Genomic DNA, 26,360 nt, shown 5'->3' with positions numbered 1-26,360 from the left:
CACCGCGTGAGCCGGGCACAGCACCACTCGCCGCGTCCGCGCGACCCGACTCAGCCCCACTCACCTGCGCCCGCGTGACCCGGCTCAGCGCCACTCACCCGCGCCCGCCCGCCCCGGCTCAGCGCCGCTCGTCCGTGCCCGCTGCCTTCGCTGTCGACAAGGCCACCCGGTTCCAGGTGTTGATGGTGAGGATCAGGGCCAGTACGTGGGCCAGTTCCTGCTCGTCGAAGTGGGCCGCGGCCTCGGCGTAGACGTCGTCCGGGACGCCCCCGTCGGCCACCAGGGTCACCGCCTCCGTGAGGGCGAGGGCGGCCTGTTCCTTCTCGGTGAAGAAGTGGCGGGCCTCGCGCCAGACGGCGACCATGTGGAGCCGGTCCTCGCTCTCGCCGGCCTTGCGGGCGTCATTCGTGTGCATGTGCAGGCAGTAGGCGCAGTGGTTGAGGTGCGAGGCGCGGATCTGGATCAGTTCGACGAGGGCCGGGTCCAGGCCCTCGCGGGCGGCGGCGTCGAAGCCGATGAGGGCGCGGAAGACCTTCGGGGCGGTCTTCGCGAAGTCCAGGCGGGTCCGGGTCACCGTGTTCGTGTTCGTTGTCATGTGGATCAATCTATGGGCCGGAAAGACCGGCTGTAGGGTGCATTTCCATGACGGATTCGTGGGTCAATTACGCGGAGCGGCTCGGGGCCGACCTGCACCTGGAGCTGTCCGGGCCGGGCGGGCGCAGGGCCGCGTTGATCCGGGCGCTGCGGGAGGCCGTGCGCGGCGGGCGGCTCGCTCCCGGCACCCGGCTGCCGCCGTACCGCTCGCTCGCCGCCGACCTGGGCGTCGCCCGCAACACGGTGGCCGACGCGTACGCGGAGCTCGTCGCGGAGGGCTGGCTCACCGCCCGCCAGGGCTCGGGGACCCTGGTCGCCGAGCGAGCGGAGCCGCTGCGAGGCGCCGTAGGAACACCCGCGAAACAACCTCCACGCGCGCGTGGACCGCGGCACGACCTCCGGCAGGGCACCCCGGACGCGTCGGCGTTCCCGCGCGCGGCCTGGCTCGCCTCCTACCGGCGGGCCCTCCAGCAGGCTCCCAACGAGGTGTTCGGGCCGGGTGACCCGGCCGGCCGCGTCGAACTGCGGGAAGCCCTCGCCGAGTACCTGGCACGCGCGCGTGGCGTGCGCACCGAGCCGGACCGGATCGTCGTCTGTTCCGGCTTCGCGCACGGGCTGCGGCTGCTCTTCGGAGGAATCGGAGCGGCGGTCCTGCGCGGCCCGCTGGCCGTGGAGGCGTACGGGCTGAGCTTCCACCGGGAGTTGCTCGCGGCAGCGGGGGTCCGGACCGTACCCCTCCCGATCGACGAACACGGGGCACGCGTCAGCGAATTGGGGCGGGAGCGGGCCGTACTGCTCACGCCCGCGCATCAGTTCCCGACCGGCGGACCGCTGCACGCCGAGCGCCGTGCCGCGGTGATCGACTGGGCACGCGCGCGTGGCGGGGTCGTGCTGGAGGACGACTACGACGGGGAGTTCCGTTACGACCGCAAGCCCGTCGGGGCCCTCCAGAGCCTCGACCCCGAGCGGGTGATCCTCATCGGCTCGGTCAGCAAGAGCCTGTCGCCCGCGGTGCGGCTGGGGTGGATGGTGCTCCCCGAGCGGTACGTGGGCGACGTGCTCGCGGCGAAGGGCGAGCGCGAGGCGTGGGCGAGCGTGCCGGATCAGCTGAGCCTCGCGGATTTCATCTCCTCCGGGGCGTACGACCGTCACGTACGGCGTATGCGGCAGCGGTACCGGAGTCGCCGGGACCGTCTCGTCGCGGCGCTCGCCACGCACGCGCCGCACGTCGAGGTCACCGGTGTCGCGGCCGGGCTGCACGCCGTACTGAGGCTGCCGCCGGGCACCGAGCCGTCGACCGTCAAGGCCGCCGCCTGGCAGGGCATCGCCCTCGACGGACTCGCCGGGTTCCGGCACCCGGAGACGGACATGACGGCGCACGACGGGCTGGTCGTGGGCTACGCGACGCCCTCGGAGCACGCGTACGGGGCGGCGCTGGAGGCACTGTGCGGGGCGCTGCCGCCGGAGTGAGCCACGCGGCCCTGTCTCCGGGCGAACCCGCCGCCCGCCGAGCCACGGGATCCTGCCTCCGGATGAGCCTGCCCCGCGCCCCCTCCTGCCCAGGAACGACCCCAGGACTGCTGCGGCTGGACCAGCCGCCCGGGCGCCCTCCTGCCCCCTCCGGATTTCTCCGGCGATATGACCGAAAAGTGGCTTCCGGGCTACATGAATCAAAACAGCGGTGGGATCATCGAAACAGGAGGCGTGCTGCCGTCGCCCCCGGTTCCTGAGGTCGTGCCAGGTCCGGGTCCGGCAGCGGTCCGTCCCCATCCTTCGTTCTGCCGTCAGGCGCAGGGCCACCCCAGCGCGTCCCCCCTGTTGGCGGCCGGTCCTGGAGGGTGTTCGATGACGACGCTCGATGAACGTCACGGAGAGGGTGCACGCGACGGGGACGGTCGCCGGGGCGAGGTCGCGCCCGGCCCGGTCGAGGCGTACGGCCCGGCCACCGTCCCGCTGGAGCAGCCCGTCGCCGCAGTCCCCCGAGCAGCAGGCTCCAAGGCCGCGAACCTCGCCCGCGCGGTCGGTGCCGGACTGCCGGTGCTCCCCGGCTTCGTGATACCCGACGGCGCGGGCACCGACGAGACCGCTCTGCGTCGCGCCTGGAATGAACTCTCGGACGGCGGCGCCCGCTCCCTCGTCGTCCGGTCCTCGTCGCCGCAGGAGGACACGGAGGAGTCGTCCCTGGCGGGCCAGTTCGCCTCCGTGCTGGACGTGCGGGGCTGGCGGGCCTTCCGTACGGCGGTGGCGACCGTGCTCGACTCGGCGCACCGGCCCGACGGGTCCACGGCACCGATGGCGGTGCTCGTGCAGCCGATGCTCACCGCCCGTGTCGGCGGGGTGATGTTCGGTGCCGACCCCGTCGAGGGGCGGGCCGACCGGATGCTGGTGAGCGCGGTACGCGGCGGGCCGGACACCCTGGTCAGCGGTGAGCAGGCCGGGACCGACTACTGGCTGAGCCGGCACGGACGTCTCCTGCGGACGGACCCGCCGCGGGCCGACGCACTGCTCACCCGCTCCGAACTGGCCCACCTGGCGCGGCTCGCGCGGCAGGCCCGGCGGGTCTTCGGTGGGCCGCAGGACATCGAGTTCGGCTTCGACGCGGACGGACGGCTGTGGCTGTTCCAGAGCCGGCCCATCACGGCGATGGCGGCGCGGCCGCCGCGCCGGGCACGGCTGCTCGGGCCCGGTCCGGTCGCCGAGACGCTGCCGGAGCAGCTGGCACCGCTGGAGGAGGACCTGTGGGTGGCGCCCATGGCCCGCGGGCTCGCCGCCGCACTGGACATCGGGGGCAGCGCACCGCGCCGGCTGCTGCGGACCGTGCCGGTGGTCACCACGGTCGGCGGGCGGGCCGCGGCCGACCTGCGTCTGCTCGGTACCGTGCCTCCGCGGCACCGGTGGCTCGCGCTGCTCAACCCTGCGCCGGGCGCGCGCAGGCTCGGCTCGGCCTGGCGGGTGGGCCGCCTGAGCGCGGCGCTCCCCGGCCTCGCGACGGACCTGGTGGCCGACGTCGACGCCCGCCTGGCGCGGATCCCGTCACCCGCCGCACTCCCCTTGCCCGCCCTGGCCACGGAGCTTCGCTGGACCCGCGCGGTCCTGGTGTCCCTGCACGCCCAGGAGACCCTCGCGGGCGCCCTGTTGCGCGACCCGCCGAAGAACCGCACGGCGGCGGGTACGGCCCTGACCGCCCTGTCCGAGGCCCGCGCCCGGGGCGTGCCCGACGACCAAGTGGTCGCCGAGGAGCCCGTGGTCCTTGCGCTGACCGCGCCGAGCGTGCGGGGGCGGAGGAGGTTGCCCCCGAGTTCCGGCGCGGCCGTACCGGAGCCGGGGACACCGACCGTGGAGCAGCTTGGCCACGAACAGACACCCACGGGCCACCCCGCACCGCTCGCGGTCGCCGCGGGCGAACGCCCCACCCCACACCGCTCCCCCATCCCCGCCCTCCCGCCCCGCGAGGCCCTCCGTCTCCGGATTCGCTGGGTGCAGGAGCTGCAGGTCAGGCTTGTGCGGGAGGCGGCGCGGCGGCTGGCGTTGGACGACGGGCGCGTGGGGCTGCTGCGCTGGCCGGAGCTCGTCGCCGCCCTCGACGACGGGGCGCTGCCCGGCGGTCTGGCCGAGCGGGTGCCGTCGGCCGAGTCGCCGCCGCTGCCGGACGCCTTCCGGCTCGCGGACGGCACGGTCGTGGCCGAGCGGAGTGACGGGGACGAGGGGCGGGGCGTGTCCGGTGGACGCGCGGTCGGGACGGTCTGGGACGGGACGGGTGCCCGGCCGCCGGACGCGGTGCTCGTCGTGCGCACCCTGGACCCCGCACTCGCCCCGCTGCTGCCCGGCCTCACCGGCCTGGTCGCCCAGACCGGCAGCCCCTTGTCCCATCTCGCCGTGCTGGCCCGGGAGTTCGGCCTGCCCGCGGTCGTCGGTGCCACGGACGCCGTGCGGCGTTTCCCGGCCGGCTCCCGTCTGACCGTCGACGGGACGAGCGGTGACGTACAGCCGGGGGACGCGCCATGAGGAAGATCGCCTACGTCTTCGCAGGCCTGGCCGCGGCCGGGACGGGGACGTACCTCGTCGTCTATCTGTACCGGTGGCAGTGGCAGCGGGCCCTGTTGTGCGGGGTGCTGCTGCTGGTCGTCGAGGTGATGCTGCTCGGCATCGTGCTGCTGGGGCGGCTGACCCGGATCGAGGACCGGCTGCGCGACTCGGACCGGCGGCAGCGGGAGATGGCGGCACGGCAGGAGGACGCGCTGGCCAGGCTGCGCGGCGCGCCCGAGCCGGAGATCAGCGGCCGGTTCCGGTGGCTGGAGGACCCGGCGGAGCGCACCTACGTGTTCGTGCCGGTGCTCATGGTCACCGGTGTGCTGCTGTCCGGGATCGCCTGGGTGGTGCAGCGGATCGCGTCGGCGACGGCCAAGCCCGCCGAGCGGCGGCTCGCCGGACGGCTGGCCGTCCTCACCGCGCCCGACCCCGCCGCGCACGACGATCTGGAGGACCTGCCGCCGCTGATCGCTCCCCGTTCCCGGGGCCGCACCGCGCGCGTGACCGCCGTCGGCGTGCTGGGCGTCGCCCTGCTCGGCGCGCTCGTCGCGGGGCTCGCCGACCTCACCCAGACCCGGGACGAGGACAGGAACGACAGCGCCGCGACCTCCGTGGTCGTCCAGGTCGACATGCGCGGCACGGACATGACGGCCGCGCGGCGCTCCCTGGCCGCGGAGCAGATCTGGGAGCGCTGCCGGGACTCGACCTCCGTTCCACTGAGCCACGCGACCCTCGGCGACCTGGGCAACGGCCTGTTCGCCGGTGTCGTACGGCCCCCGCTCACCGACCACGACCGGATGCGGCTGCGCGGCTGCCTGGAGGACGCGACCTTGGAGCGGGCCCACCTCACGGTGGTCGGCATCGGTGACGCGGACACCGACGACGACTGAGCGGCCGTAAGGGCTGCACACAAGAGCTGTACATAAGGGCCACATATGCGGGCGTACACGGACAAGACGGCCCATCGGGTCCCGGGTTACCATGCGAAGGCGTCCGCGTCCCCTAGTCCCCCTGGTCGCCCATGGCTGTCCTCACCGCTACTCTGCCCCGCCCTGCCTTCCACAAGCGCCCGCTGCAACGGCGCACCCTGCGCATCCTCCTCGGCCTCGCCGTCGGTTACCTCGCCCTGTGGGCCACCGGCGCGCTGGGCATCCTCGCCGTGTCGTACTGGGTACGCGAGGAGACCGGTGCCCCGGCGGGCACCCGGACCGTGCAGGGCATCCACAACTTCCAGCCGGTCGACACCGACGGACTGCTGTGGCGCGGCGCCGCCCCCTCCCCCGCCGGGTACCGGTCGCTGGCGAGCATGGGCTTCACCACGGTCGTCGACCTGCGCGCCGAGGACCTCAGCGCGTCCCAGCTCGCAGGACCGCGCGAGGCCGGCCTGAACGTCGTACGGCTGCCCATCCGTGACGGGCAGACGCCGAAGTCCGAGCAGGTGCAGCGCTTCCTGGACGTCGTCGCCAAGTCGTCCGGGCCGGTGTTCGTGCACTGCGGCGCGGGCGTCGGGCGTACGGGCACGATGGCGGCGGCGTATCTCGTGCAGACCGGTGAGGAGTCGTCCGCAGCGGCGGTCCGGCGCAACCTCGCGGTCGGACCGCCGTCGATCGAGCAGATCTACTACGGGCTCAGCCTGGGCCGGCAAGAAGCGAAGCAGCCGCCCCTGCCGGTGGTGGCCGTCAGCCGGCTGGTGGACGCTCCCCGGCGCATGTGGTCGTGGGTGTAGCACCCGGCGGAACTAGGGCTTGCGCCCCACCGCCCCGTACCCCGGAATCACCCCGTCGTCCTGCCCGGGCACCGGCTCCCCCAGCTCGGGGTGCCACAACTGCGGTACCTCGACGCCGGGTTCGACGAGTTCCAGGCCGTCGAAGAAGCGGGTGAACTCCTCGCGGGAGCGCAGGGCCAGCGTGACACCGGCGGCCTTGAGCTTCTCGGTGGCCGCCTTCGACTCCTCGGGCGTGAAGTCGGCCGTCGCGTGACTGGCCACCAGGTAACTGCCGGAGGGCAGTTCGGCGAGCAGCCGGCGGACCAGCTCGTGCGCGCCGTCCTCGTCGGAGACGAAGTGCAGCAGCGCGACGAGCGAGAGCGCGATCGGACGGTTGAGGTCCAGGACCTTCCTCGCGCCCTCCAGGATGGCGTCCGGGTCCCGGAAGTCGGCCTGGAGGTACTCGGTCGCCCCTTCCGCCGTGCCGCTCAGCAGGGCGGCGGCCTGGGCCAGGACGATCGGGTCGTTGTCGCAGTAGACGACGCGCGCCCCCGGCGCGACCTGCTGAGCGATCTGGTGGAGGTTGGGCTCGGTGGGAATGCCGGTGCCGACGTCCAGGAACTGCCGTACGCCGTCTTCCGCCAGCCGGCGCGTGGCCCGCTGCATGAACGCCCGGTTGACCCGCGCCATCACCGGCACGCGCGGGTCGAGGGCGAGCATCTGACGGCCCATCGCCTGGTCGACGGGGTAGTTGTCCTTGCCGCCGAGGTACCAGTCGTACATCCGCGCGGGATGCGGCTTGCCGGTGTCGATCTCAACCATTAATCAGTACCCATCAATTCAGCACCAAGCAGGTCATGACAGCAGGAAGTCCGCCTCCCCCGCCTTCGCCCCTTGGATGAAGGCCGTCATCTCGTCCGTGGTGTAGATCAGCGCCGGACCGTCCGGGTCGGTGGACTGGCGGACGGCGATGCGGCCGTCGGCGAGCTTCATCGCCTCCAGGCAGTTGCCGCCGTTGCCGCCGCTCCACGGCTTGTGCCAGCCTTCGCTCCCCAACTCCCGGGCGGGCATGCCGTTGTAGACGGGTATGCGCGGCTTGATGCGATCCATTCACAGCTCCTTGCGGAGATCCTTGAGGATCTCCTTCGTGCGATGTGCTGTAGCGGCCTGCGCCGCCATGCGGTCCATGACCTCGAGGTGGGTCGCCACCTCGGCACGCGCGTCCAGGTAGACGGCGCCGGTCAGGTACTCGCTGTAGACCATGTCCGGAAGTTCGGGCACGGCAAATCGGAAGAGCACGAAGGGTCCGTACGTGCCGGGGTGCGGTCCGTTGGCGAACGGGGCGACCTGCAGCGTCACATTGGACAGCTTCGTGACCTCGAGCAGTTTGTCGATCTGGGCACGCATCACCTCCGGGCCGCCGACGGGGCGGCGCAGCACGGTCTCGTCCATGACGACCCACAAACGGGGCGCGTCCTGACGGGTGAGCAGTCCCTGGCGTTCCATGCGCAGGGCGACATGGCGCTCGATGTCGTCGGGGCTGGTCTGGCCGATGGCGCCCGACTGCAGTACGCCACGCGCGTAGTCCTCGGTCTGCAGCAGTCCGGGCACGAAGTGCGGCTCGTACTGGCGGATGAGGCCGGCCGCGCCCTCCAGGCTGACGTGCATCGAGAACCAGCCGGGCAGGACGTCGTGGAACCGCTGCCACCAGCCGGGCCGGTTGGCGTCCTCGGCGAGCTGGACGAAGCCATCGGCCTCCTCGTCGGAGACTCCGTAGGCCTTCAGCAGGAGTTGGAGGTACGGGATCTTGAGCCCGACCTCGGCCATTTCCATACGGCGGACCGTGGCGGGGGCGACGCGAAGGATACGGGCGGCTTCCTCACGCCTGAGCCCGGCGCGTTCCCGCAGGTCCAGCAGGCGTCGGCCGAGCACGACCTGGCCGACCGTCGGCGCGGACCGCGGTTCGCTCACCCTCCACCTCCACCAAATCCTCGAACACAAAATCCTCGAAAAGCATGCTGACAGCCCTACGGCGCCATTCGAAGACCTATTCGAAGATCTGTACGGATACGTACGGGTCTCCGGTGATCCCAACTGGCGCCGCTCGACGTGCTGTTGCGAGCAGTGTGCCACGGCGCTTCACCGCGTCATACAGCACTCTGCATTTTTCAGAGTGACACTTGCCAAGTGTTCACGCCGGGGCGATAGTGGCAAGCGTGATTCCGTCCCCGCCCTTAGGAACAGACGCCACTGCGGACCGCCCCACCGGTCTCGGCGCTGCCGTGGGAGTGGGCCCCGACAGGGCCGCTGCTGCGCGCCGGTTCCGATTCGAGCTGGCCGCGCATCCGGGTTCTCCCGCGCAGGCCAGACGCCTGACGAGGGCCAGACTGACCGGCTGGTCGGTCTGCGAGGACACGTGTGACACGGCGGCCCTCGTGGTCTCCGAACTCGTCACCAACGCCATCGTGCACACCGCCAGCCGTCGTGTGGTCTGCGAGCTCCACGACGATGACGATCTGGTGCGTATAGCCGTCCGTGACGAGGGTTGGGCTCCGGGCGAGCCGTGCCCGTCCCCGCAGCGGCCCGAGGAGGAGCACGGGAGGGGATTGCTCCTCGTCGAGTCCCTGAGCCACGCCTGGGGCGCCCACGAGCACGGCCCCGGCCTGCTGGTCTGGGCGGAGCTGCCCCGCCAGGCCGACGAGCCTCGCGAGGACGCCGGCGCGCGGGGCGACCTGGGGTGGGGGGCGCGCCCGAAGCCCGGGCCGTCCGGCGGCTCGGGGGGAGAGGACGAGGCGGAGGCCCAGCACGGCACGGCGGCCGCACCGGAAGTGGAAGCGCGCGGCCACGGGACGGGGGGCGCATGGGCGTGAGGATCGGATCCGGCGGCCAGGTACTGACCCTGGACACGCTGGTCCGCCTCGGACGCGGGCTGCGCGCGGCGGGAGTCCCGCGGCGCCTGTCCGTGCCGGAGGGCATGACGGCCCCGCTGGGCTGCGACGCGGTGGCGGTGCCGGCCCTGCTCGGCCCGCTGGTCATGCCACGACTGCCGAGGGTGGGGTGCGTCTACGCCGATGAGGCGCACTGGTGGTGGATCGTTCCCGCCGACTCCGACTACGCGCTGGAGTGGCCCACCCCCGTGCAGTACGTGACCGGAGCGGTCGTCCATGACGCCCCGTGTGTCCCTGACCTGATCCACCGGCCGGACGGCACGCTTCCGTACACGCCGCCGATACCGCTGTATCTGGCGCTGTGCCGGGTTACTGGGACTACTCCTTCCTGGTCTCGGCCCGTCAGCGCGTAGCGGTCCGGGGCCTGCGCGTCGTCCTTGGCGTGCGGGCCGGTGGGGGTTGGTCGCGCCCACGCGGCGGAGCCGCAAATCGATACAGCCCCGCGCCCCCAGGGAAACCGTCCGGCCCGGCGTCCACAGGTGTGCGCCCGCGCATTCCACCCTCTCCCCCATGCGCCCTGCCCGCCGACGGTCCGCCCCGCGATAGTGGCCGTTCGGCCACGGTCGGGGGAGGTCAAGGGTGGGGAAGAAGCGCGACCCCGAGAAACCCGAAGTATCCGAGTCGGAGCAGCTGCTCTTCGGCGGTCCGTTGCGCTACGACATGGGGTGGAACTCGCACGCGGACGCGTTTCTGGAGCTGAGCTTCCGGGCCATGGTCACGCGGCTGCCGTCCCTGCTGACGGCCAGTTTCCGGCTCGCCTGGCAGGCCGACCGGGGCGCGGCGCGGACCGTACTGGCCGCCGAGCTGGCCCGGGGTCTGGCCCAGGCGGTGAGCCTCCTCGCGGTCAACAGCGTGCTGGGCCGGCTGATCGGCGGCGGCGCCCTGGAGGACCGGCTGCGCGGTGCCGTCCCCGCACTGGTCACGATGGCCGCCGTCATGCTCGTAGGAGCGCTGCTGCGGGCCGCGTCGACGTACGCCACCGGGCGCCTCGAGCCCAAGGTGGAGCGGGTGGCGACGGAGCGGTATCTGGAGCGGGCGGCGGCCGTGGAGCTGGCCGCGATCGAGGACCACGCCTTCCACAAGCTGCTGGACACCGCGCAGTACGGTGCCGCCTCGGCCCGCCGGATGATCTCGTACGCCACGCGCGTGGTGAACGCGGCGATCTCGCTGATCGCGGCGGCGGGCGTACTGACCGTGCTGCACCCGGCGCTGCTGCCGCTGCTGGTCACGATGACCCTGCCGAGCGCGTGGAGCGCGCTGACGATGGCGCGCCGCCGGTACGAGTCGTTCCACGCCTGGGTGCAGCACGAGCGCGCGGGCCGGCTGCTCGGGGCGCTGCTGATCGAGCCCCAGGCGGCGCCCGAGATCCGGGTGCACGGGGTGGGTCCGTTCCTGCTGCGGCACTTCCGGTCGATGTCCGAGACGGCGGAGGCGGAGCAGACCCGGCTGGCGCGGTTGGCGGCCCGTACGGGACTGATCGCGGCGGGCTGGACAGGCCTGGCGACGTCGGCGACGTACGCGACGCTGGGCGGGCTGCTGCTGGCCGGTGCGATGGCGCTGTCGGTGGCGGGTACGGCCGTGATCGCCATCCGCACCGGTTCGCAGAGCCTCGACACGCTCGTCGTGGAGGTCAACGCCCTGCACGAGGAGGCCCTGTTCGTCGGCGATCTGCAGCGGCTCTACACCGAGGCGGCCGAGCGGGCGATCCCGGTGGGCGGGGCCGCACTGCCGGAGGATCCGCGCGAGATCCGGTTCGAGAACGTCGGCTTCAGCTACCCGGGTGAGGCGACCCGCCCCGCGCTCGACGACGTGACGCTCACGGTGTAGGGGCCAGGCGGAGATGAACACGCTCTGCGTGGTGACCAGGGGCGCGCGTCACCAGTCCAAGCACGTGAACATTGCCCCTACGCGAACCCCGTGAACAATCCCTACATGGACTGTTCGTGCACGGGCCGACAGCCTCGGCGCCCTCTTCCTCGTCATCCGGACAGTTACGCAAAGACAGTTCGGCACCTGTCAGCCGATGCCTATCTGTCTCGGGGCTGCCGGTGCTTCCGCAGAACTCGCAGACCGTCGCGGACTTCTCCTCGGCTGCAGTGACAAGGCCCCGTATCCCGGAGCGTACGGGGACGGAGGAAACGGTGATGTGGATACGGACCGCGCCGAGCTTTTCCTTCAGGTCATCGACCGAGTAGCCCGTCCCAAGGGCAACCAGCTGGGTGTGCAGCCGCAGGAGCAACGTGTGCCAGCCCGGCCCGACCGCCCGGAGCCGATCCGGCAGCTGACGAGCAGGAAGTCCGCCCCCGATCTGGTGATCTTGCATGTGTCCACCTTGGTCGCTTCTCACAAGGCACGATGTCCAGCTACTCGCGAAACTCCTCGTGGTCTAGGTGAGGAGCCCCCGTCTTTTGAGGAGGTGCCGGAGCAGAAATGCCGGAATCAGTCGGCGGGACCCGAAGCGGTAGGTGAGGGTGCGCTCCATGGTAGTGACGACGTGCTGTCGGTTCCCCATACCGAAGCTGCCTAGGTTCATCTGGGCGGCGGCGGTGATCGGCGCGGCGTTCCAAGCGTCGTTGCAGGCCTGTTTGAAAGGACCATCGAGGCTAATGAGGCACTGGGAGAACACCTCGCTGAGCACTGTGCTCTCGGTGGTGATCCAGGCCTGTGCTTCGACGAGACGTTCTTGAAGGTCGTGTCCGGCGGTCGCGAGCGCGCTGAGGACGTCGGGGTCGTCGCTGGTGCGACGTCGTATCCGGTAGGGGTATTCGATGCGGGCGACGAGAAGTTTCACGGCGTCGGCGTAGCAATCACGGCGAGTCGTAGCGCCGGCGCGCAGGCCGGTGAGGATATGACCAAGGGCTCCAGCTACCACGGAGGAACTCAGGACGAGGACAAGGATGGTCATCAGCGACGTGGACGTCGCCGCCGGTGCGGTGAGCGTGACCTCGTCCATCGGCGAGCCTCCTGTTGCATCTCGGGTGTGCGCAGCGGGTGGGTGCCATGGGAGGGCTCACCGTGCGGAGCGTCTTCGGCCGGCCAAGTGCCAGTGCGGCGCCATGCCTCTTCGTATAGCAGATGCCGGTGGACGAGCGTGACCAGCGGTTCGAGTCCGTCCTCGGGGATCCACCGCAGGGCCGTGTCGTCTCCGGGGTACTGCAGGCACAAGTCCTTCAGGGGTGGCGGGTTCCGATGCTTGAAGAGACGGTCGACCAAGCCGAGCGGGAAAGCGTGCACCGTCTGGTCGGGCCGGATGACAAGACGGACGCGTTCGATGGGGTAGTTCTCGCGCTTCAGCGCGGGCAGCGGACGGAGAGTGAGTTCGAGGAGCGCGGCTCCGCCGGGCCCAGTGCGGCCGCTGGCCTGCTCCACGCCGTAGATGGCTTCGGAATGGAGCAGGTGGTCGGCGGCCGCAGGGGGGCCGGCGAGCACCTGGCTCAGCGGGTACGCCATGACCGGGCCGGTCGGGCGGGCTGCAGCCCGCGCTGGGAGGTGACGGCGCGTCCGGTTGAGGTGATGCTGCCGGACGCCAGGGCGCGCAGCGCCTCCGCGGCGCTCTGTGCCTCGGCTTCCGGGAAGGGGTCTCCGATCAGGTCGTGCCAGATCTCGATGGCGGCGGTGTGCTGGCCGTCCCCCTCCAGGCGCCGCGCCTCGGCCGCCCGTCGGGCGGCGGCGGCCAGGGTGGTGGCGTAAGCGCTGCGCTCGGCGGTCGTCCAGTCGGAGGTGAGGTCGTCGACGCCGGTGGGGTCGAGCACCGGAACGGTGACCGCCTGGGCGGCGTGAGCCAGGATGGCGGCGAGGGCCTGGGAGTGGTCGAGCACTCCGATGACGGCCTCGTAGGCGAAGGCCTCCCACAGCAGCCCGCAGGTGTCGTCAAGGAGGGGGTGGTCCTTCTTGTAGGACTTCAGCATGCGGACCTGATGGACGAACCGTCCGCCGGTGGCCTGGTTGCGGGTGCTGATGATCCGGTTGAGCGTGCGGGTGTTGGACCACTCCAAGGTGTCGTTGTCCCGGTCGGCGATGTAGACGATCTCGCCGTCTTCTGCGTCGAGCGCCGGGACCAGGTCGAAGGTGAAGTCCAGGTCGGCGAACGTCACCTGGAGGGCGTGGGCGGGTGCGTCGTCCACGTCGAACAGAGCGTCGGGGTACTTCTCGGAGATGACCTCGCGGATCAGGCGCATCGCGTGGGCGGGTCCGCCGGGCTGGCGCAAGATCTTCTCTAGGCGCGGGTGCATGCGGATGACCATGTCGACGTCCTTGAGCGGCTTGAGCATCGTCTTACGCGCAAAGCTGCCCTGCAGGAACGTCGCGATGGCCAGGCCGGCATCCACAAGGTACTCGGTGATCTCGCTGTGCCGCTCCTGGGCGCTCACGCGCTCGACGGGGTCGAGGTTCAGCTCCTCGTCGAAGGCGCTGAAGGCGCCCTTGGTGCTGTCGTTCATCGTTCTGTCGTGCTCGATTTCTGCCGGCCGGATAGATCGTGGTGCCCGGTGCCGGCTCCGGGGTCCCGTATGTTGCGAGGCACACCCGGGGTTGGGGGCCTTCACTGGGGACAGACGACGCAACTCTGCGGTAGCGGGACGGGAGTGACGAGGGTTCAGTCGCAGTCGCGACAGTGGCTGCTGGCGCCGTCGAACATCGCTGTCGGATGGACGACGAAGCAGGACGTGCACTGGCGTTCGGACACCTTACGGTCACAGCCGCAGCGGCCGCAGTCGGGGCACGGGGCGGACTCGCAGCGGGCGCAAGCGCGGGCGTAGGAGGTGTAGTCCTCCCCGCAGTGGGCGCAGGTGTATTCGGTGGGCTCGGGTCCGTTGTATCGAACGGAAGGCGCGAAGGTCTTCCAGGGCGCGAGGTCGGTGACGGCGACGGCGAGGACGTAGCCGCCCACGTCCGCGGTCTGCAGGTACAGCTCCTCACCGGCGATGGCGCCGTCACGATAGGCAAGTCGGCCACGTCCCTCGGCATGCCCCTGGCCCGACAGGGCGGTGCGTAGAACCGGGATGTGGCTCTGGTCGCTGCCGCGCCGCAGTGGGGGCAGGCCGTGGGAGGCACCGAAGGCGAGGGTGCCGTCGCGGTCGAGGAGCAGGATATGGCCGGGCGCGGGGAGCCGCTCGCTGGTCTTGACGCACGTCGCCATACGGGAGGCATTGCTCGCCCGCCACAGTTCGACAGCGGCGTCCGCTGTGGGACCGGCAGCCGTGATGTGGCGGTCGACAAGTGTGTCGGGCAGGAGGATGTCCGCCGCGAAGGCATCGCAGGCCGCGTCCTCCAGCGCGGTACCGCCGTCATGCTCGGCCAGCAGAACGTCCATCAGCTCCACCATGGTCTGCTGCAGGTGGTGGCCGAACTCGTGAAGGCCGGTGAAGTCGCGGCGGGCCAGGCTGGCAGAGCTGGCGACCGCGAGGACGGCGGGAGTGCCGGCGAAATAGGCGCCGGAGACGCTGCAGCCGTTGCCGGAGCGATCGTCGGGTACGTCCCTGACGTCGAGGCCGGGCCACTGCCGCAGTTCATCGAGGGCGCTGCGGCCCAGCTGCTGGGCGGCGCCGGGGTGTTCACGCTCCAAGACAGTGAGCATGGCCGTGGCCTGGGCGCGGGCTGCGGCGCGGCGCAGATAGTTCATTAATCGCCCTCTGTGCCGAGGTGGACGTCGAAGAAGCGGTCCACCCGGGCAGTCCAGTCCGCTTCTGCGGGACGATCCTGACGCGCTGCCAGTGCGAGGGTGGCAAAGAGCGCCTGCTGACGGGCGTCCTGTTCAGCGCTTCCGGTGAGGCGGGCGAGCCGACGGACCTGTACACGCCGGGCGGGTCGGCTCAGCTCGTGTACCAAACGGTCGGGCAGCGGCGGATTACAGGCCAGGACTCTGTCCGCGGGCATATCGAGGTCAGGTGAGAGGAGACGAGCTTCGTCCGGGGTCAGGGGGGCCTGCCCACGAAGGAGGGCGAGAGCACGGGGGGCCTGAATACTCAGGCGCTGAATCAGTTCAGTGGGGCCAAGACCATGCCGTTTCAGCAGGGCGGCCAGGTCGCCACTGCCTTGAGGCGCCCACCGCGCTGTTGCCAGCTGGTCCATGGCGTCGGCGAGGACGGAGCGGAACTCGGCTGCCTGAACTGCAGAGCTGTGGAGCGGGCTGCCGTAGCAGTACTCGGTGCCGGCCGGGGTGGGGGAACCGTCGGCCCCCAGGGGGATGGACAGCTGGCTGACCTGCCGGTCCAGCACATACCAGGGAAGGCGGCGGCCCAGACCGCGCCACAATGCGAGCGGCTGCTCCAGGGTGGATGCCTCGGCGGGCAGAAGCACCGTGTCGGAGTCGTAGAACTGGGTCTCCAAGGAGACCGGAAGGGCATGGGCCGTGGTGTCATCGACCGCTGTGACGGCGACGATCTCGACGGCATCGTTCCAGACGGCGCGCCAGATCTGCCCGGGCAGGGGGTCACCCGGCGTGGCCGCGGCTGCTCTACGGACCGCAGCGGGAACATGCATCTGGGCGGCTGCAGCGCGCAGCCGCTCATATGCGCTGCTCGATGCTTGATTCATCGGGCGGCCCCCATTCCCTCGCGGCAGTCTTCTTCCACTATGGACAAACGACGTCACTCACGGGACGTCAGGGTGGATCGCCGCTGCGGCGCAGCAGCGCTGCGGCTACCTCGCGGGGATCGCCACCGTTGGTGGTGAGGGCCCTTACGAGTTTCTCGCGCAGCGCATCCATGATCGCGGATGTCTGGTTGCGTCCGACGCCCAGCAGGACGGAGACCTCCGCCGGATCGTCTTCCAGGAGGGACAGCAGTGACCGTTCCTGTGGGGACATCTCATCCCAGATTTCCCCGGCCATGGTCTCGGCCGCCACGGGGGCGTCGCCCTGCTCCCGGTCGGTGACGGAGTCGATGAGCGCTCCGTCGTCCGCGTAGAGCGCAGTGAACTGTGCAGGAGTGAGCAGATCGAAGCGGGCTTCCAGAACCTTGGCCAAGTCCTCTTCCCGGACCGCGCCGCCCGCCGCCTCAAGCACTCCGGTAAGCACTCCCATCAGGGCGTGCACGGTCTGCCTGGGCGTCGGACCGGAGGTGTTCCAGGCGGTGATCCAGACCCCGCGCACCTCCCAGGCGGCTCTGATCAGTTCCTCGAGCTCGCCGTGCCAGGCTGCGCCGGGCGGATGAGAGGCCAAGGCCCACCGAGGTGACGTACTGGCCACTGAGCGAAAACGGTCGGCTTCACGGAGGCGTCTGGCGATTCGCCGCCGCAGCTTGCCCCGCTCGGTGCCCTTCGCCTGGTCGATCAGGAAGTTCCTGATCGATGTGAAGAACATCTTCTCCAGGGATGTGTCGTCGACCGTCTTCAAGAAGCAGTTCAGAAGGAACTTCTCGCCCTTTCTACTGATCATCTCGAAGAGGAGCTCATCGACAGCCTCATCCGTCCACGCCGCATGGCCGTCGGGCGGAGGGAATCCCTGAGTCCGTGCCACCTGTCGACCCACGCGACGCAGCAGTTCAAGACCGAGATCACCGAGCTGGCCGTACTGCGCCAACTCCTCATGCGCCCCGCCCGCCATTGATCACCCCGGCCTCGCCCCGCGGGCGGCACTGCCCGCACAGGTTTCCTGCTATACACCCGTGTTGAAGCACAACAGGAGCGCCACGCCGTAAGACCAAGCCGACAGTCAACAGCCCGCCGTCGCACGGTGCCCTCGAGGACGGAGGCCAACGGCGCACAGATGACAGGTTTCCTGCGGACCTGACGCCGAGAACACGAACACCCGTATCAAGACCCTGACTGCGGCCACAGCCCACGCCTGGGACGCCTTCATCATCATCGTCGGCATGCTCAGGGGCGGTACCGGCAAGACCACCTCGGCCTGGTTCATCGCCTTGCTACGCCGTCGCCCTCGGCCTGCCCACCCTGCTGCTGGACGCCGACGTCACCAGCCAGTCCGCCTACGACTGGTTCAAGGTCGCCAGCCGATGGCCATGGCCAGGGCGTTGGTGGTCAGTGCCGCAGTGGGCGAGGCGTCAATTGACCAGCCCACAACGCGTCGTGAGAACGTGTACGCGACGACCGCGCAGTACACCTTGCCCTCAAAGGTGGGGTGCTCGGTGATGTCGGTGACCCGTAACTGGTCCGGGCGTGACGAGTGAAGTTGCGCTCCACCAAGTCGGCAACCGAGGGTGTGACGTGCTTGGCGCGGGGCGCCGGTTGCCGGGCAGGCCGTGCAGGCCGGCGCGCTGCATCAGCAGCTCCACGGTGTGGCGGCTGACATGGATGCTCAGGCCCAGACGGAGTTCGGCGTGCACCCCGCGGGTGCCGCGGGAGGCGGTGTGGATGCCCACGATGGCCTCGGTCAGCCAGGCGTGCTTGACCAGGCAGTTCGCCAACGGACGGTCCCGCCAGGCGTAGTACCCGGACTCGGCAACATGCAGCACCCGTCAGGCCAGTTGCACTGGCCGGTGCTCACGGGCCATCACGCGGATGGCTTCGAACCGCCTTTTGGGGACGTCACCTCACCCAGCAGTTCGGCGGCCCGCCGGTGGATGGCCAACTCGGGCTCCAGCTCGGCGATACGTTTGCGGGCCGTAGCGAGCTCGGACAAGTCGCTGGTTCGTGCCGGGCAACTGACCTGTGTCGATGAGGTGCTGGCGACGCCAGACGTAGATCGTCTGGTCGCTGACGCCGAGGAGCCTGGCGACCTCGGCGACTTTCCTTCCGGACGCGACGAGATCGAGGACCTTGCGGCGGAATTCGGGCGGATAGCTGCGGGGCATCACGGCCTCCGAAGGCTGCTGGACGGTCAATTGTCCAACAACCCGACTCCATCAGAACCGGGGCGTACCAAGATCTCTACCGAACCCGGGGCGGTTCACTCCGCGGTGAGCAAGGCGTCCGAGGCGGAGTCTTGAGCCTCCAGACCAGGGGCACAGACGGTCTCACCGAGGCGCAGCCCGGCCAGACTTGCCGACGCCACATCCTCGGGCGACATCGCCCAATTTCGGCTTTGGTGGCGAAGACGGTGTCCTCGCCGAGCCCCGCTGCCCGGCAGCGATCCGGGTCGCACGTCCAAGAGTGCGGAATATGCAGCTCCCGGTCCACCGTCGTGTGTCGCTTCCCGCTCCTGGAATTCCTCAACCGCCGCCCGTACGTCGGGTGCGGCCTGTTCCATCGCCTCATTCCGGCAAGGCTCCTTGAACATCTGGTGCCGCGTCTATTGCTTCCAACCAGGCAAACTGCGTACAGGCCGACATCTCCGGGCGATCCACCCATCTCGCCGAGCAAGAACGCATCGGCCCTGACCCGAGTGCACCTCGCATTTGGTGGGAGAAGCGAAATTGGGTCAGTTGACTCTATTTTCCGCGAGCCGCGACATCAATACTGGATGAGCGGTTGGCGAGAAAGCCGACCAGGAACCCGCTTGTCGACCAAACCACTCATGCACAAGTCCATCAGCTATGAGTGAGAGCCGATACCCGCGGATTCCTCCATCGCAGAAGGGATTTCCTTGATGTCGTTCATTACCGGCCTTGCCAAGAGGCGGGCGTTTCGTACCGCCATGGGTGCCGGTCTGGCCGGCGTGACGTTCGCCGGGGTCGCCATCGCGGGCGTCGGCACCGCCCATGCCTCGACCAGCTGGCAGCTCTACATCATCAACGAGAACACTCCGGCGGGAACCAACAGCGTGTTGGTCCAGTCGAACGGCGCGAGCGCCTGCCAGAACGTCTCCGGGCGCGACACAAGCGCGTTCGCATCACCGACGGGGGGTGTCGTCTACGGCGGAAACACGGTCACGCTCACCCCCTACGCCAGCACTGACTGCAGTGGTACGTCCCTTGCCAGTAGCATCAGTTACCTCTTCGCGGTCGATTACGACAAGACCGTCATCGGTACGGACGCCTCCATTGTCGCCCTCGGCATCAACAGGGAGCGCTACGGCTTCTACACCAGCTGACCGCGGACGTCCGGCTCAGCAAACCTGGAATTCTCCGCCCCTGCAGAAAAGCAGAGGTTTCCTCATGCCGGGCGAATTCCCTCTCCTGTCCTCCATGTTCCATGTCGACCGGACAGGATGCAGCCCCGCCGTAGCACCCCCTCTGGAATCTCCCCCCACACAGAACGGAAAGACGATGAAGAAGCTCGCACGCAAGCGGCTCCACTTCCCCATGGCCATCGCCGCAGCGGCGGCCACCGTGGCCCTGGCCGCGTCCCCGGCGTCGGCCGCCACGATCAACATCAACATCGCCAGCCAGGTGGTCCCCTCGGGAGCGGGCTGCGTGTACGCGACGGACAGCAGCACCGGAAGCATTGTCGGCCCCGTCCAGTTCACGTCGGGCTCGACCGTCGTGATCAGCGGCATCAACGTCGAGCCCCTCGACACCGTGCACTTCGACTGGTACGACTCCGGCTGCTCGAGGAGTGTCCTCGCCAACGACCGGCACCAGGTTCCGAGCGACATCTCGGGCGGCGTCTGGAACGTCAACTGACTCCGGCCCTTCGTCGGTAACACCTGACGGGAACGGATCGGGCCGGTTCACAGGAACCGGCCCGATCCATGACTCGCGCGGTATCCGCGGGTCACGGGCCAGCGGGGGCCTCCAGGTGCCCGAGCCAGCACAGAATCGCCTCCGCCTGGCCGCGCACCTGGAGTTTTCCGTAGATGCGACTCAGGTGGTTCCTGACCGTCTTCTCGGCCAGGAACGTCTCGGCGGCAATCTCACGGACGCCGAGACCGGAGGCGAGCAGGTGCATGACCTCCCGCTCCCGCGGGGACAGGTTCGCCATGCACGACGGCTCCGCCCTCGCCCGTGAGGCCCTCCGGAGCCGCTCGGCGGCGATCGCGGGGTCGAGGATGCTGGCGCCGCGGGCGGTACACAGCAGCGCCTCGTCGAGCAGGAACGCATACCGGTTCTCCAGCAGATAGCTGATGGCCCCGCGATCGAACGCCAGGGAGACATCGTCCCAGTCGAGCCGGTTCGCCAGGACCATGGCGGGCGGCAGCCCCTTCTCCGCCTCTGCCAAGAAGCGCGTCATCTCCCGCGCCATGTTCGCGCCGTAGAACAGCACAACGTCGTCACTCCGGCGAATCTCGCGCGGATCCTCGACAAGTCGGGCGGGAACCTTGGAGAGAGAGGCCGGGGTGACACCGTGTTGACTGACGAGCACGACAGACAGCGTTGTCACACAGGAAGTTAACGGGATGTCGAAATATTGAGTCACTACAGCTCCAGCGGTGGGGGGATCGACGTCGGAGCCCCATGTGGGTGACTCACTCCGATGCGCTTGAAACTTCTAACATGCGCTTTTGTGGTTTCACATTCGCGATAGCTCAGATCAGAGTTTTCGATAGATCGCACCGCGGGGCTTCGGTGCAGTCGCGTGATGCCCGGTTCGTGACGTTCTGTCAGCTCGGCGACGCATCACCGCTGATCCCGCCCGTCCTTGACCAGCTCCGCGAGCATCCCGAGGCCGTATCCGACGAGGTCCCGCGCCTGCTGGAGCGGCCGCCCCGCCACACATCCTGGGGCGCCTCGGCATACGCCTCGACCCACTGTTCCCGAAGCGGTTCCTGCCGGCGGAAACGATGGCCCGGCGGCTACTGGCCCACATCGACGGCGATGCGCTGGACCGGGCGGTCGGCCGCCGGCTCGCCGACCGACGCCCGAAGACGACCGGGCTGCGCGGCCTCGCAGCGGACGGCAAAGGCCTGCGCGGCGCGGCCAGAGCGAAGGGCCGCACGATGCACCTGCTCGCCGCACCGGAGCACCCCCCGTCTTCGACGGGCCGGTGGCAGTGGCGGCGCGCTCGGTGGCCGTACCCCGCGGCCGCTTCCGGCCGGCGCAGCCTGCACCGGCGGTACGGACGGCAGCCCTGGGCCTGTCAAGGTCCTGCGCTCCGGCACGTGACCGCGAAGCGGAACGCGACACTCCTTGACGCGTACACGCGCTCCTCTTACTGTAGCGGCCATTACGGCAACCATGTAGCGAGCACTACAGGAATGCGGGCTCGTCGTGGCACAGTCGTACCTCCCCCCTCCGCTCACTCCCCCCGGTGAGGTGTTCCATGGCCAGTACTGAACGAAGTGCCCGACACGCTGTGAGGCGACGCGGCCTGCTCAAGGCGGCCCTGCCGGTGGGAGCCGCCGCGACGGCCCTCGGCGGGGCACGTGCGATCGCCACCGGCGACTCGGCCTCCGACGCCCCCGCACCTCGCGGCCGGGACCGCATCGACGTGCACTGCCATCTGATCCCGGACTTCTACCGGCAGTCGCTGACAGAGCACGACATCACCGAGATCGGCGGCGTTCCGGTACCGGCCTGGAGCCCGACGCTCGCGGTGGGCTTCATGAACCGGTACGGCATCCAGACCCAGGTGGTCTCCGTCTCCGAGCCAGGAGTCACGTACCTGTCCGCCGCCGAGGACAGGGTGACGATGGCGCAACGCCTGAACACCTATATGAGCCGGGACCTGGTCCACACCGCGTCAGCACGCCTGAAGGGCCGCTTCGGCGGTTTCGCCGTCCTGCCGCTGGGCGGCCCCGCCGACGAGCGGGACGTGGACAACGCCGTGACGGAGGCCAAGCGGGCCGTGCGGGAGCTGAAGCTGGACGGTGTGGGCATCTTCAGCAGCTACGGCGGGACGTACCTGGGCGACCCAGTCTTCGAACCGCTCATGAAGACGTTGAACGAGCTGAAGGCCATGGTCTTCATACACCCGGTGACGCCCCAGCACTTCCCGGACCTGGGACTGCCACCCTTTCTGTACGAGTTCACCTTCGACACCACCCGCGCGCTGGTCAACCTGCTCTACAAGGGCGTACTCCGGCGCTATCCGCACATCCGCTGGCTCGCCGCGCACGCCGGCGGCACTCTGCCGTACATCTCCTACCGCACCAGCCTGCTGACCGTGACGCCGGCAGTCGCCCAGCAACTGGGTATCGCGGGACTCGACGACAGCAGCCCGCACTTCCGCCAGCTCTTCTACGACACCGCGCTGTCACCGGCACCGCAGGCGATGAAGTCGGTACGGGAACTGGCCGGCCCGAAGCACATCCTGTTCGCCACCGACTGGCCGTTCACCAACACCCTGTACCTGGCGGCCGGCGACCCCGCACCGCAGTTGGCCGAGACGTTCACCCCCGCCGAGCGGCTGACCGTCGAACGGTTCAACGCCCTGGCCCAGTTCCCGGCCCTGGCGGCGAGGATCGGCGCCGAGTCGTCCTGATCCTCCGACACGTCGGTCACCCCGCCCGTCGACGGGCGGGGTGACCGACGTGTCGCGTCAGTCGTCGGGGATGCCGGCCCCGCTGAGGGCCGGGACGGTCCTCTCCGGGCGGGCCAGGGAGCGAGCGCCGAGGCGGAAGTGGTCGAGTTTGTCGACGATGGTCTCACCGACCCGGGTGTGGCCCCAGATGCTGATTCCCTGGTGGGTACTGGGTTCCCACGTCGTCTCGTCGATGACGATCGGGTTCCAGCCGACCTCCCACTCGAAGCCCGAGGGGGTGCGGGCGTAGTAGGAGAGTTCCTTGTCGTTGGTGTGTTGGCCGACGGACAGAGCCATGTCGAAGCCGAGTTCGTGCACCCGCTGGTAGCTCTGGGCCACGTCGTCGAGGGTGGCCGTCTGGATGTTGAGGTGTTGCACCCGGGTGCGGATCGGGTCGATGGGCAGGCCGCGGACGGCGGCGATGGCGATGGAGTGGTGGCGTTCGTTGACCCGCAGGAAGCGGATCTTGAGCTTGACGCCGCTGATCGTCTCGTCGATGTAGTCGGTCAGCCGGGCGTCGAAGACCGTGTTGAAGTAGCCACGCAGCTGAGCCGGCTTGGTGGACGTGATCGCGACGTGGCCCATGCCCGAGTCGCCGGTGACGAACCCGGAGGCGAGCATCCGCAGCGGCTCGGGCGTCAGGACGGGCGTGGTGTAGATCTCCTGGGTGATGCCCTTGGGGCCGGGGAAGCGCAGAAGGCGTTCGACGCCGCGCAACTCCGCCTCCTCCTTGGTGCCTTCGACGACAGGTACGCCGTGGGCGCGTACACGGGCCTCGATCTGCTCGAAGGTCGCGTGGTCGTCGATGTGCCAGCCGGTGGCGACGACGTCCTCGGCGGGGCCGCGCCGGAGCAGGAAGCGGCACTCCTGGTCGTCGAGGCGGAACCGCATCAGCCCGGCGTCGAGGTCGTCGCGGTGCATGCCGATGGCGTCAGTGCCGAAGCGGCGCCAGTCGGCGAAGCGGTTGGTCTCAATGACTATGTAGCCGAGGTGGACCGAACCGAAGACCGAGGCGGCGGGATTCATCGGCGGCCCGCCAGGAAGTCGGCGCACAGCCGGTTGAACAGCTCGGCGCGCTCGAACTGCACCCAGTGGCCGGTGTTGGCGACCATGTAGAGATCGCAGTTGGGCATGCGGTCGGCCAGCATGGGGCCGCCGGACGGCCGGTTGACCTTGTCCGCCGCGCCCCACAGCACCAGGGTCGGCACGGGCAGCCGGGACAGGCGGTCGTCGCGGGTGAAGTCCATCTTCCACAGGGTGCGCAGCGCGTTCGGGCCGGACGGGCGGCGCAGCGGCGGGTCGGCGATCACCTCGGGGTCGATGCTGTCCCGGTAGCGGGCGTCGATGATGCTGTCGGGCACGTCGGCGGCGTTGAAGACGAGGTAGTTGCGGATGAACTTCTCCAGCTTCAACCGCGTGGGGCCCTCGCCCTTGTAGTAGTTGAGCAGGCTATTGAGGCCGGGCGTGGGCAGCGCGCGGGTGGTGCCGATGCCGCCGGGGCCCATGAGGACCATGCGGTCGACCCGGTCGGGGGTGTCCAGGGCGAGGCGCAGGGCGCAGGCGCCACCGTAGGAGTTGCCGACGAAGTGCGCCTTGTCCAGGCCGAGTTGGTCGAGCAGACCGCGGATCGCGTCGGCGAGGTACCCGAAGGGGTCGGCACCGTCGACGCCCTTGGTGCTGCGGCCGTAGCCGGGCAGGTCCGGGACGATGACCCGGTACTCCTTGGCGAGCTCGGCGATGTTGCGGGAGTAGTTCGCGACGCCGGAGGCGCCGGGGCCGCCGCCGTGCAGCAGCAGGACGGCCGGGCCGTCCCCGGTCTCGGCGACGAAGATGTGCTTGCCGCCGATGTCGTACGTCGTCTCGTGCATCGTCGGCAGGCCGGTCTGTGTGGTCATGGTGGTGTTCCTCAGTGGGCGGTGGTCACGGCAGGGCGGGGCGTGATCGTTGGCGCGAAGCCGTTCGGTGGCGGCGGGAGTCGGTCGCCCGTGGGCGCGGCCGTGTAGACGTAGGCGTCGGGGCGCAGGGCGAGGGTGGCCGCGCGGTGTTCGCCCATCCAGGGCAGCAGGACTCCGTCGCTGTCGACGAGCGTGCCCTCGGCCGGCCGGGATCCGGCGGGCGTCACGGTGAGCGAGGGGACGCCGAGGCGGTCCCACTCCGGCTGCGGTGTCGCAGCCCGGGCGTGCAGGAGCAGCCACCGGCTGCCGAGCGCGTCGTCCAGCGGTACGCGGGCTCCGTCCGGGCCGGTCACCCAGGGCTGGGGGATCTGGTGCCCGGACGACTTGGTGCGCGGGCGGGCCTGGAAGCCGGCGGCGTAGTGGGCGCAGGGTATCCAGTTGGCGTCCTGCAGCCACTGGCTGAAACCCGGGATGCGGTCGAGGGTACGCAGCACGACGTTGCGGGCCGTCGCCACCGACCGGCGCCGCTCGGTGATGATCCGCCCGACGAACTCCGCCCGCTTGGTGACCTCCTTGACGTGGGGTTTGCGCTCGGCCTCGTACGAGTCGAGCACCGCCTCCGGCAACTCGCCCCGCAGCACGGCATGGAGCTTCCAGCACAGGTTGGCCACGTCGCGCACCCCGGCGGCCATGCCCTGACCGATCCACGGCGGCATGGCGTGGGCGGCGTCGCCCGCGAGAAAGACCCGGCCCACCCGGAAGCGGGCGGCGAAGCGGACGTGGTGGCTGTAGATCGTGGCCCGAAGGATCTTGATGCTGTCCCGGCTGATCCCGTACCGGGCCACCAAGGCGTAGATCGCGTCGTCGGTGGTCAGGTACTCCTCGTCGTCGCCCGGCAGGATCGGGAACTCCCAGCGGTGATGACCGAGCGGGGTCGGACAGTCCACGGCGGGCCGCGTGGGATCGCAGCGGAAGCGCAGCCGGTCGTGGTCCGGCCAGGGCTTGAGCATCTCGGTGTCGATGACGACCCAGCGGTCCTCGTACGTCTTGCCCTCGTAGCCGATGTTCAGCTGGCCGCGGGTGAGGCTGGAGCCGCCGTCGGCCGCGATGACATACGCGGCGCGTAGGCGTCGTACGGAGTCGTCGGCGGTGCCCACCACCGTGAGTTCCACCCCGTCGGCATCCTGGCGCAGCCGCAGGCACTCGTGCCGCAGCCACACCCGCACGTTCGGATAGCGGTCGACGCCCTCGCGCAGCACCTTCTCCAGCGCCGGCTGGTAGATGAACATCTGCGGCGGATGCCCGTGTCCGCGCGAGGTGGGATGCGCGCTGATGAAGGCACGGCCCTTGGCGTCCACGAAGTCGCAGGGCCGCTCGGCCAGCATGTCCAGCTTCAACCGCTCGGCCAGGCCGACGCGCTGCCAGATCCGGACGACCTCCTCGTCCGTGGAGATCGCACGCGCCCGGGCGAAGACCTCAGCGTCGCGCTCCAGCACGACCACCTTGAGGCCCATCGCACCGAGCAGGTTCGCCGCGGTCACACCCGTCGGCCCATAACCGATCACCGCCACGTCACAAGCAAGGTCTTCGGCGCCGTCCTCGGCTCTGCGCTCGGCGCTGTTCTCACTCACTGGACCACCTCACTGTCGTCCCTGTTACACGGCTCTTGCTGTAGCGTTTACTCCAATTGGAATAGACGCTACGGTAAGGTCGGTGTCGGAGACGGTCAAGAGCCGGCGCAACAGGAAGGGCACCTCCATGAGCAGTCCGCAGGCGCCGCGCAGGAAGCGGGCGAACGGGGTGGAATCGCGCCAGCGCATCCTCGACGCCGCCGTGGAGATCGCGGGCGAGCGCGGCTACGACGGCACCTCCATCGCCGCGGTCAGCGCCAAGTGCGGCCTGCCCGCCAGCTCCATCTACTGGCACTTCAAGGACAAGGACGACCTGATCGCC

General features: G+C 69.9%; 27 protein-coding genes and 1 pseudogene. 12 read left to right on the top strand and 16 right to left on the bottom strand.

Annotated features, from left to right (window positions below; all coding sequences use genetic code 11):
- Positions 1-118: 118 nt before the first annotated feature.
- Positions 119-595, bottom strand: coding sequence for a carboxymuconolactone decarboxylase family protein (locus IG08_RS0139975; RefSeq protein ID WP_030614896.1), 477 nt, complete (start codon positions 593-595; stop codon positions 119-121).
- A gap of 47 nt (positions 596-642) precedes the next feature.
- Here IG08_RS0139975 and pdxR point away from each other — a divergent pair, with 47 nt between their 5' ends.
- The 4 genes from pdxR (at position 643) to IG08_RS0139955 (ending at position 6,349) form a co-directional block, all read left to right on the top strand.
- Positions 643-2,064: a MocR-like pyridoxine biosynthesis transcription factor PdxR gene (gene pdxR / locus IG08_RS0139970; RefSeq protein ID WP_030614893.1), complete on the top strand. Its 1,422-nt coding sequence runs from the start codon at positions 643-645 to the stop codon at positions 2,062-2,064.
- A 375-nt stretch (positions 2,065-2,439) separates the two neighbouring features.
- Positions 2,440-4,599, top strand: coding sequence for a PEP/pyruvate-binding domain-containing protein (locus tag IG08_RS0139965; RefSeq protein ID WP_030614890.1), 2,160 nt, complete (start codon positions 2,440-2,442; stop codon positions 4,597-4,599).
- A complete protein-coding gene (locus tag IG08_RS0139960) occupies positions 4,596-5,513 on the top strand; it encodes a hypothetical protein (protein ID WP_030614887.1) in 918 nt (305 codons plus the stop codon). The genes IG08_RS0139965 and IG08_RS0139960 overlap by 4 nt, the downstream gene beginning before the upstream one ends.
- Before the next feature lie 131 nt (positions 5,514-5,644).
- Positions 5,645-6,349 carry a protein-tyrosine phosphatase family protein gene (locus IG08_RS0139955; protein WP_030614883.1) on the top strand — a complete coding sequence of 235 codons (705 nt, stop codon included), beginning with the start codon at positions 5,645-5,647 and terminating at the stop codon, positions 6,347-6,349.
- A gap of 12 nt (positions 6,350-6,361) precedes the next feature.
- Here the strand turns inward: IG08_RS0139955 and IG08_RS0139950 are convergent, their stop codons facing one another.
- Genes IG08_RS0139950 through IG08_RS0139940 form a run of 3 tightly spaced genes read right to left on the bottom strand, consistent with a single transcriptional unit; the run spans position 6,362 to position 8,299 of the window.
- Positions 6,362-7,150 carry an SAM-dependent methyltransferase gene (locus IG08_RS0139950; protein ID WP_030614880.1) on the bottom strand — a complete coding sequence of 263 codons (789 nt, stop codon included), beginning with the start codon at positions 7,148-7,150 and terminating at the stop codon, positions 6,362-6,364.
- 33 nt (positions 7,151-7,183) lie between these two features.
- Positions 7,184-7,438 (bottom strand): DUF397 domain-containing protein, encoded by a 255-nt coding sequence (locus IG08_RS0139945; RefSeq protein WP_030614873.1) that lies wholly within the window; start codon positions 7,436-7,438, stop codon positions 7,184-7,186.
- Positions 7,439-8,299 (bottom strand): helix-turn-helix domain-containing protein, encoded by an 861-nt coding sequence (locus IG08_RS0139940; protein ID WP_030614870.1) that lies wholly within the window; start codon positions 8,297-8,299, stop codon positions 7,439-7,441. It abuts the gene before it with no gap.
- Positions 8,300-8,508: 209 nt separating this feature from the next.
- Between IG08_RS0139940 and IG08_RS0139935 the strand changes: the two genes are divergently transcribed.
- From IG08_RS0139935 to IG08_RS54870, 3 genes and pseudogenes are all read left to right on the top strand, one after another.
- Positions 8,509-9,198 (top strand): ATP-binding protein, encoded by a 690-nt coding sequence (locus IG08_RS0139935; RefSeq protein WP_030614867.1) that lies wholly within the window; start codon positions 8,509-8,511, stop codon positions 9,196-9,198.
- Positions 9,189-9,629, top strand: coding sequence for a hypothetical protein (locus IG08_RS0139930; RefSeq protein WP_030614866.1), 441 nt, complete (start codon positions 9,189-9,191; stop codon positions 9,627-9,629). The genes IG08_RS0139935 and IG08_RS0139930 overlap by 10 nt, the downstream gene beginning before the upstream one ends.
- Positions 9,630-9,855: 226 nt before the next feature.
- A pseudogene (locus IG08_RS54870) lies at positions 9,856-11,100 on the top strand (ABC transporter ATP-binding protein); the annotation flags it as partial.
- Positions 11,101-11,662: 562 nt separating this feature from the next.
- Here the strand turns inward: IG08_RS54870 and IG08_RS0139920 are convergent.
- The 8 genes from IG08_RS0139920 to IG08_RS59450 form a co-directional block, all read right to left on the bottom strand.
- The gene (locus tag IG08_RS0139920) at positions 11,663-12,229 is read right to left on the bottom strand and encodes a hypothetical protein (protein WP_052425058.1); all 567 of its coding nucleotides are present in this window, start codon (positions 12,227-12,229) and stop codon (positions 11,663-11,665) included.
- Positions 12,181-12,726, bottom strand: coding sequence for a hypothetical protein (locus IG08_RS60815; RefSeq protein ID WP_199820991.1), 546 nt, complete (start codon positions 12,724-12,726; stop codon positions 12,181-12,183). Before IG08_RS60815 ends, IG08_RS0139920 begins: the two co-directional genes overlap by 49 nt.
- Positions 12,711-13,715, bottom strand: coding sequence for a nucleotidyltransferase domain-containing protein (locus tag IG08_RS0139910; RefSeq protein WP_030614861.1), 1,005 nt, complete (start codon positions 13,713-13,715; stop codon positions 12,711-12,713). Before IG08_RS0139910 ends, IG08_RS60815 begins: the two co-directional genes overlap by 16 nt.
- A gap of 155 nt (positions 13,716-13,870) precedes the next feature.
- Positions 13,871-14,896 (bottom strand): ImmA/IrrE family metallo-endopeptidase, encoded by a 1,026-nt coding sequence (locus IG08_RS0139905; protein ID WP_030614859.1) that lies wholly within the window; start codon positions 14,894-14,896, stop codon positions 13,871-13,873.
- Positions 14,896-15,810 (bottom strand): hypothetical protein, encoded by a 915-nt coding sequence (locus IG08_RS0139900; RefSeq protein ID WP_030614856.1) that lies wholly within the window; start codon positions 15,808-15,810, stop codon positions 14,896-14,898. Before IG08_RS0139900 ends, IG08_RS0139905 begins: the two co-directional genes overlap by 1 nt.
- Positions 15,811-15,877: 67 nt before the next feature.
- Positions 15,878-16,795, bottom strand: a complete 918-nt coding sequence (locus IG08_RS0139895; protein ID WP_234343084.1) for a hypothetical protein — start codon at positions 16,793-16,795, stop codon at positions 15,878-15,880.
- Positions 16,796-17,212: 417 nt separating this feature from the next.
- Entirely contained in the window at positions 17,213-17,335 is a 123-nt protein-coding gene (locus IG08_RS63160) for a hypothetical protein (RefSeq protein WP_420823309.1), read from the bottom strand.
- Between the two features lie 7 nt (positions 17,336-17,342).
- On the bottom strand, positions 17,343-17,687 hold the full coding sequence (locus IG08_RS59450) for an IS3 family transposase (RefSeq protein ID WP_106981116.1): 345 nt from the start codon (positions 17,685-17,687) through the stop codon (positions 17,343-17,345).
- On the opposite strand from IG08_RS59450, the gene IG08_RS63390 reads away from it, so the two are divergent.
- From IG08_RS63390 to IG08_RS0139880, 3 genes are all read left to right on the top strand, one after another.
- Positions 17,679-18,161, top strand: a complete 483-nt coding sequence (locus IG08_RS63390; RefSeq protein WP_476713215.1) for a hypothetical protein — start codon at positions 17,679-17,681, stop codon at positions 18,159-18,161. The two genes, IG08_RS59450 and IG08_RS63390, sit on opposite strands and share 9 nt — an antisense overlap.
- 599 nt (positions 18,162-18,760) lie before the next feature.
- Complete coding sequence (locus tag IG08_RS0139885) at positions 18,761-19,204, top strand: hypothetical protein (RefSeq protein ID WP_158812323.1); 444 nt, start codon at positions 18,761-18,763, stop codon at positions 19,202-19,204.
- 175 nt (positions 19,205-19,379) lie between these two features.
- Entirely contained in the window at positions 19,380-19,736 is a 357-nt protein-coding gene (locus IG08_RS0139880; protein WP_030614848.1) for a hypothetical protein, read from the top strand.
- 91 nt (positions 19,737-19,827) lie between these two features.
- Here the strand turns inward: IG08_RS0139880 and IG08_RS0139875 are convergent, their stop codons facing one another.
- A complete protein-coding gene (locus tag IG08_RS0139875) occupies positions 19,828-20,469 on the bottom strand; it encodes a helix-turn-helix transcriptional regulator (RefSeq protein ID WP_234343083.1) in 642 nt (213 codons plus the stop codon).
- Between the two features lie 876 nt (positions 20,470-21,345).
- On the opposite strand from IG08_RS0139875, the gene IG08_RS0139860 reads away from it, so the two are divergent.
- Positions 21,346-22,473, top strand: a complete 1,128-nt coding sequence (locus IG08_RS0139860; RefSeq protein ID WP_052425056.1) for an amidohydrolase family protein — start codon at positions 21,346-21,348, stop codon at positions 22,471-22,473.
- Between the two features lie 57 nt (positions 22,474-22,530).
- On the opposite strand, the gene IG08_RS0139855 is transcribed toward IG08_RS0139860, so the two are convergent.
- Genes IG08_RS0139855 through IG08_RS0139845 form a run of 3 tightly spaced genes read right to left on the bottom strand, consistent with a single transcriptional unit; the run spans position 22,531 to position 26,038 of the window.
- Entirely contained in the window at positions 22,531-23,538 is a 1,008-nt protein-coding gene (locus tag IG08_RS0139855; protein WP_030614839.1) for a VOC family protein, read from the bottom strand.
- A complete protein-coding gene (locus IG08_RS0139850; protein WP_030614836.1) occupies positions 23,535-24,407 on the bottom strand; it encodes an alpha/beta fold hydrolase in 873 nt (290 codons plus the stop codon). The genes IG08_RS0139855 and IG08_RS0139850 overlap by 4 nt, the downstream gene beginning before the upstream one ends.
- Positions 24,408-24,418: 11 nt before the next feature.
- A complete protein-coding gene (locus IG08_RS0139845) occupies positions 24,419-26,038 on the bottom strand; it encodes a bifunctional 3-(3-hydroxy-phenyl)propionate/3-hydroxycinnamic acid hydroxylase (RefSeq protein ID WP_030614833.1) in 1,620 nt (539 codons plus the stop codon).
- 127 nt (positions 26,039-26,165) lie between these two features.
- Here IG08_RS0139845 and IG08_RS0139840 point away from each other — a divergent pair.
- Positions 26,166-26,360 (top strand): TetR/AcrR family transcriptional regulator (locus IG08_RS0139840; protein ID WP_158812324.1); only part of this gene is annotated, 195 nt, incomplete at its 3' end.

The sequence above is a fragment of the Streptomyces fulvoviolaceus genome (assembly GCF_000718165.1).
In the GTDB taxonomy this organism is placed as follows: Bacteria; Actinomycetota; Actinomycetes; order Streptomycetales; family Streptomycetaceae; genus Streptomyces; species Streptomyces fulvoviolaceus.
The sequence above is the reverse complement of the archived record's forward strand: the minus strand, read 5'-3'. Positions and strand labels throughout refer to the sequence as shown.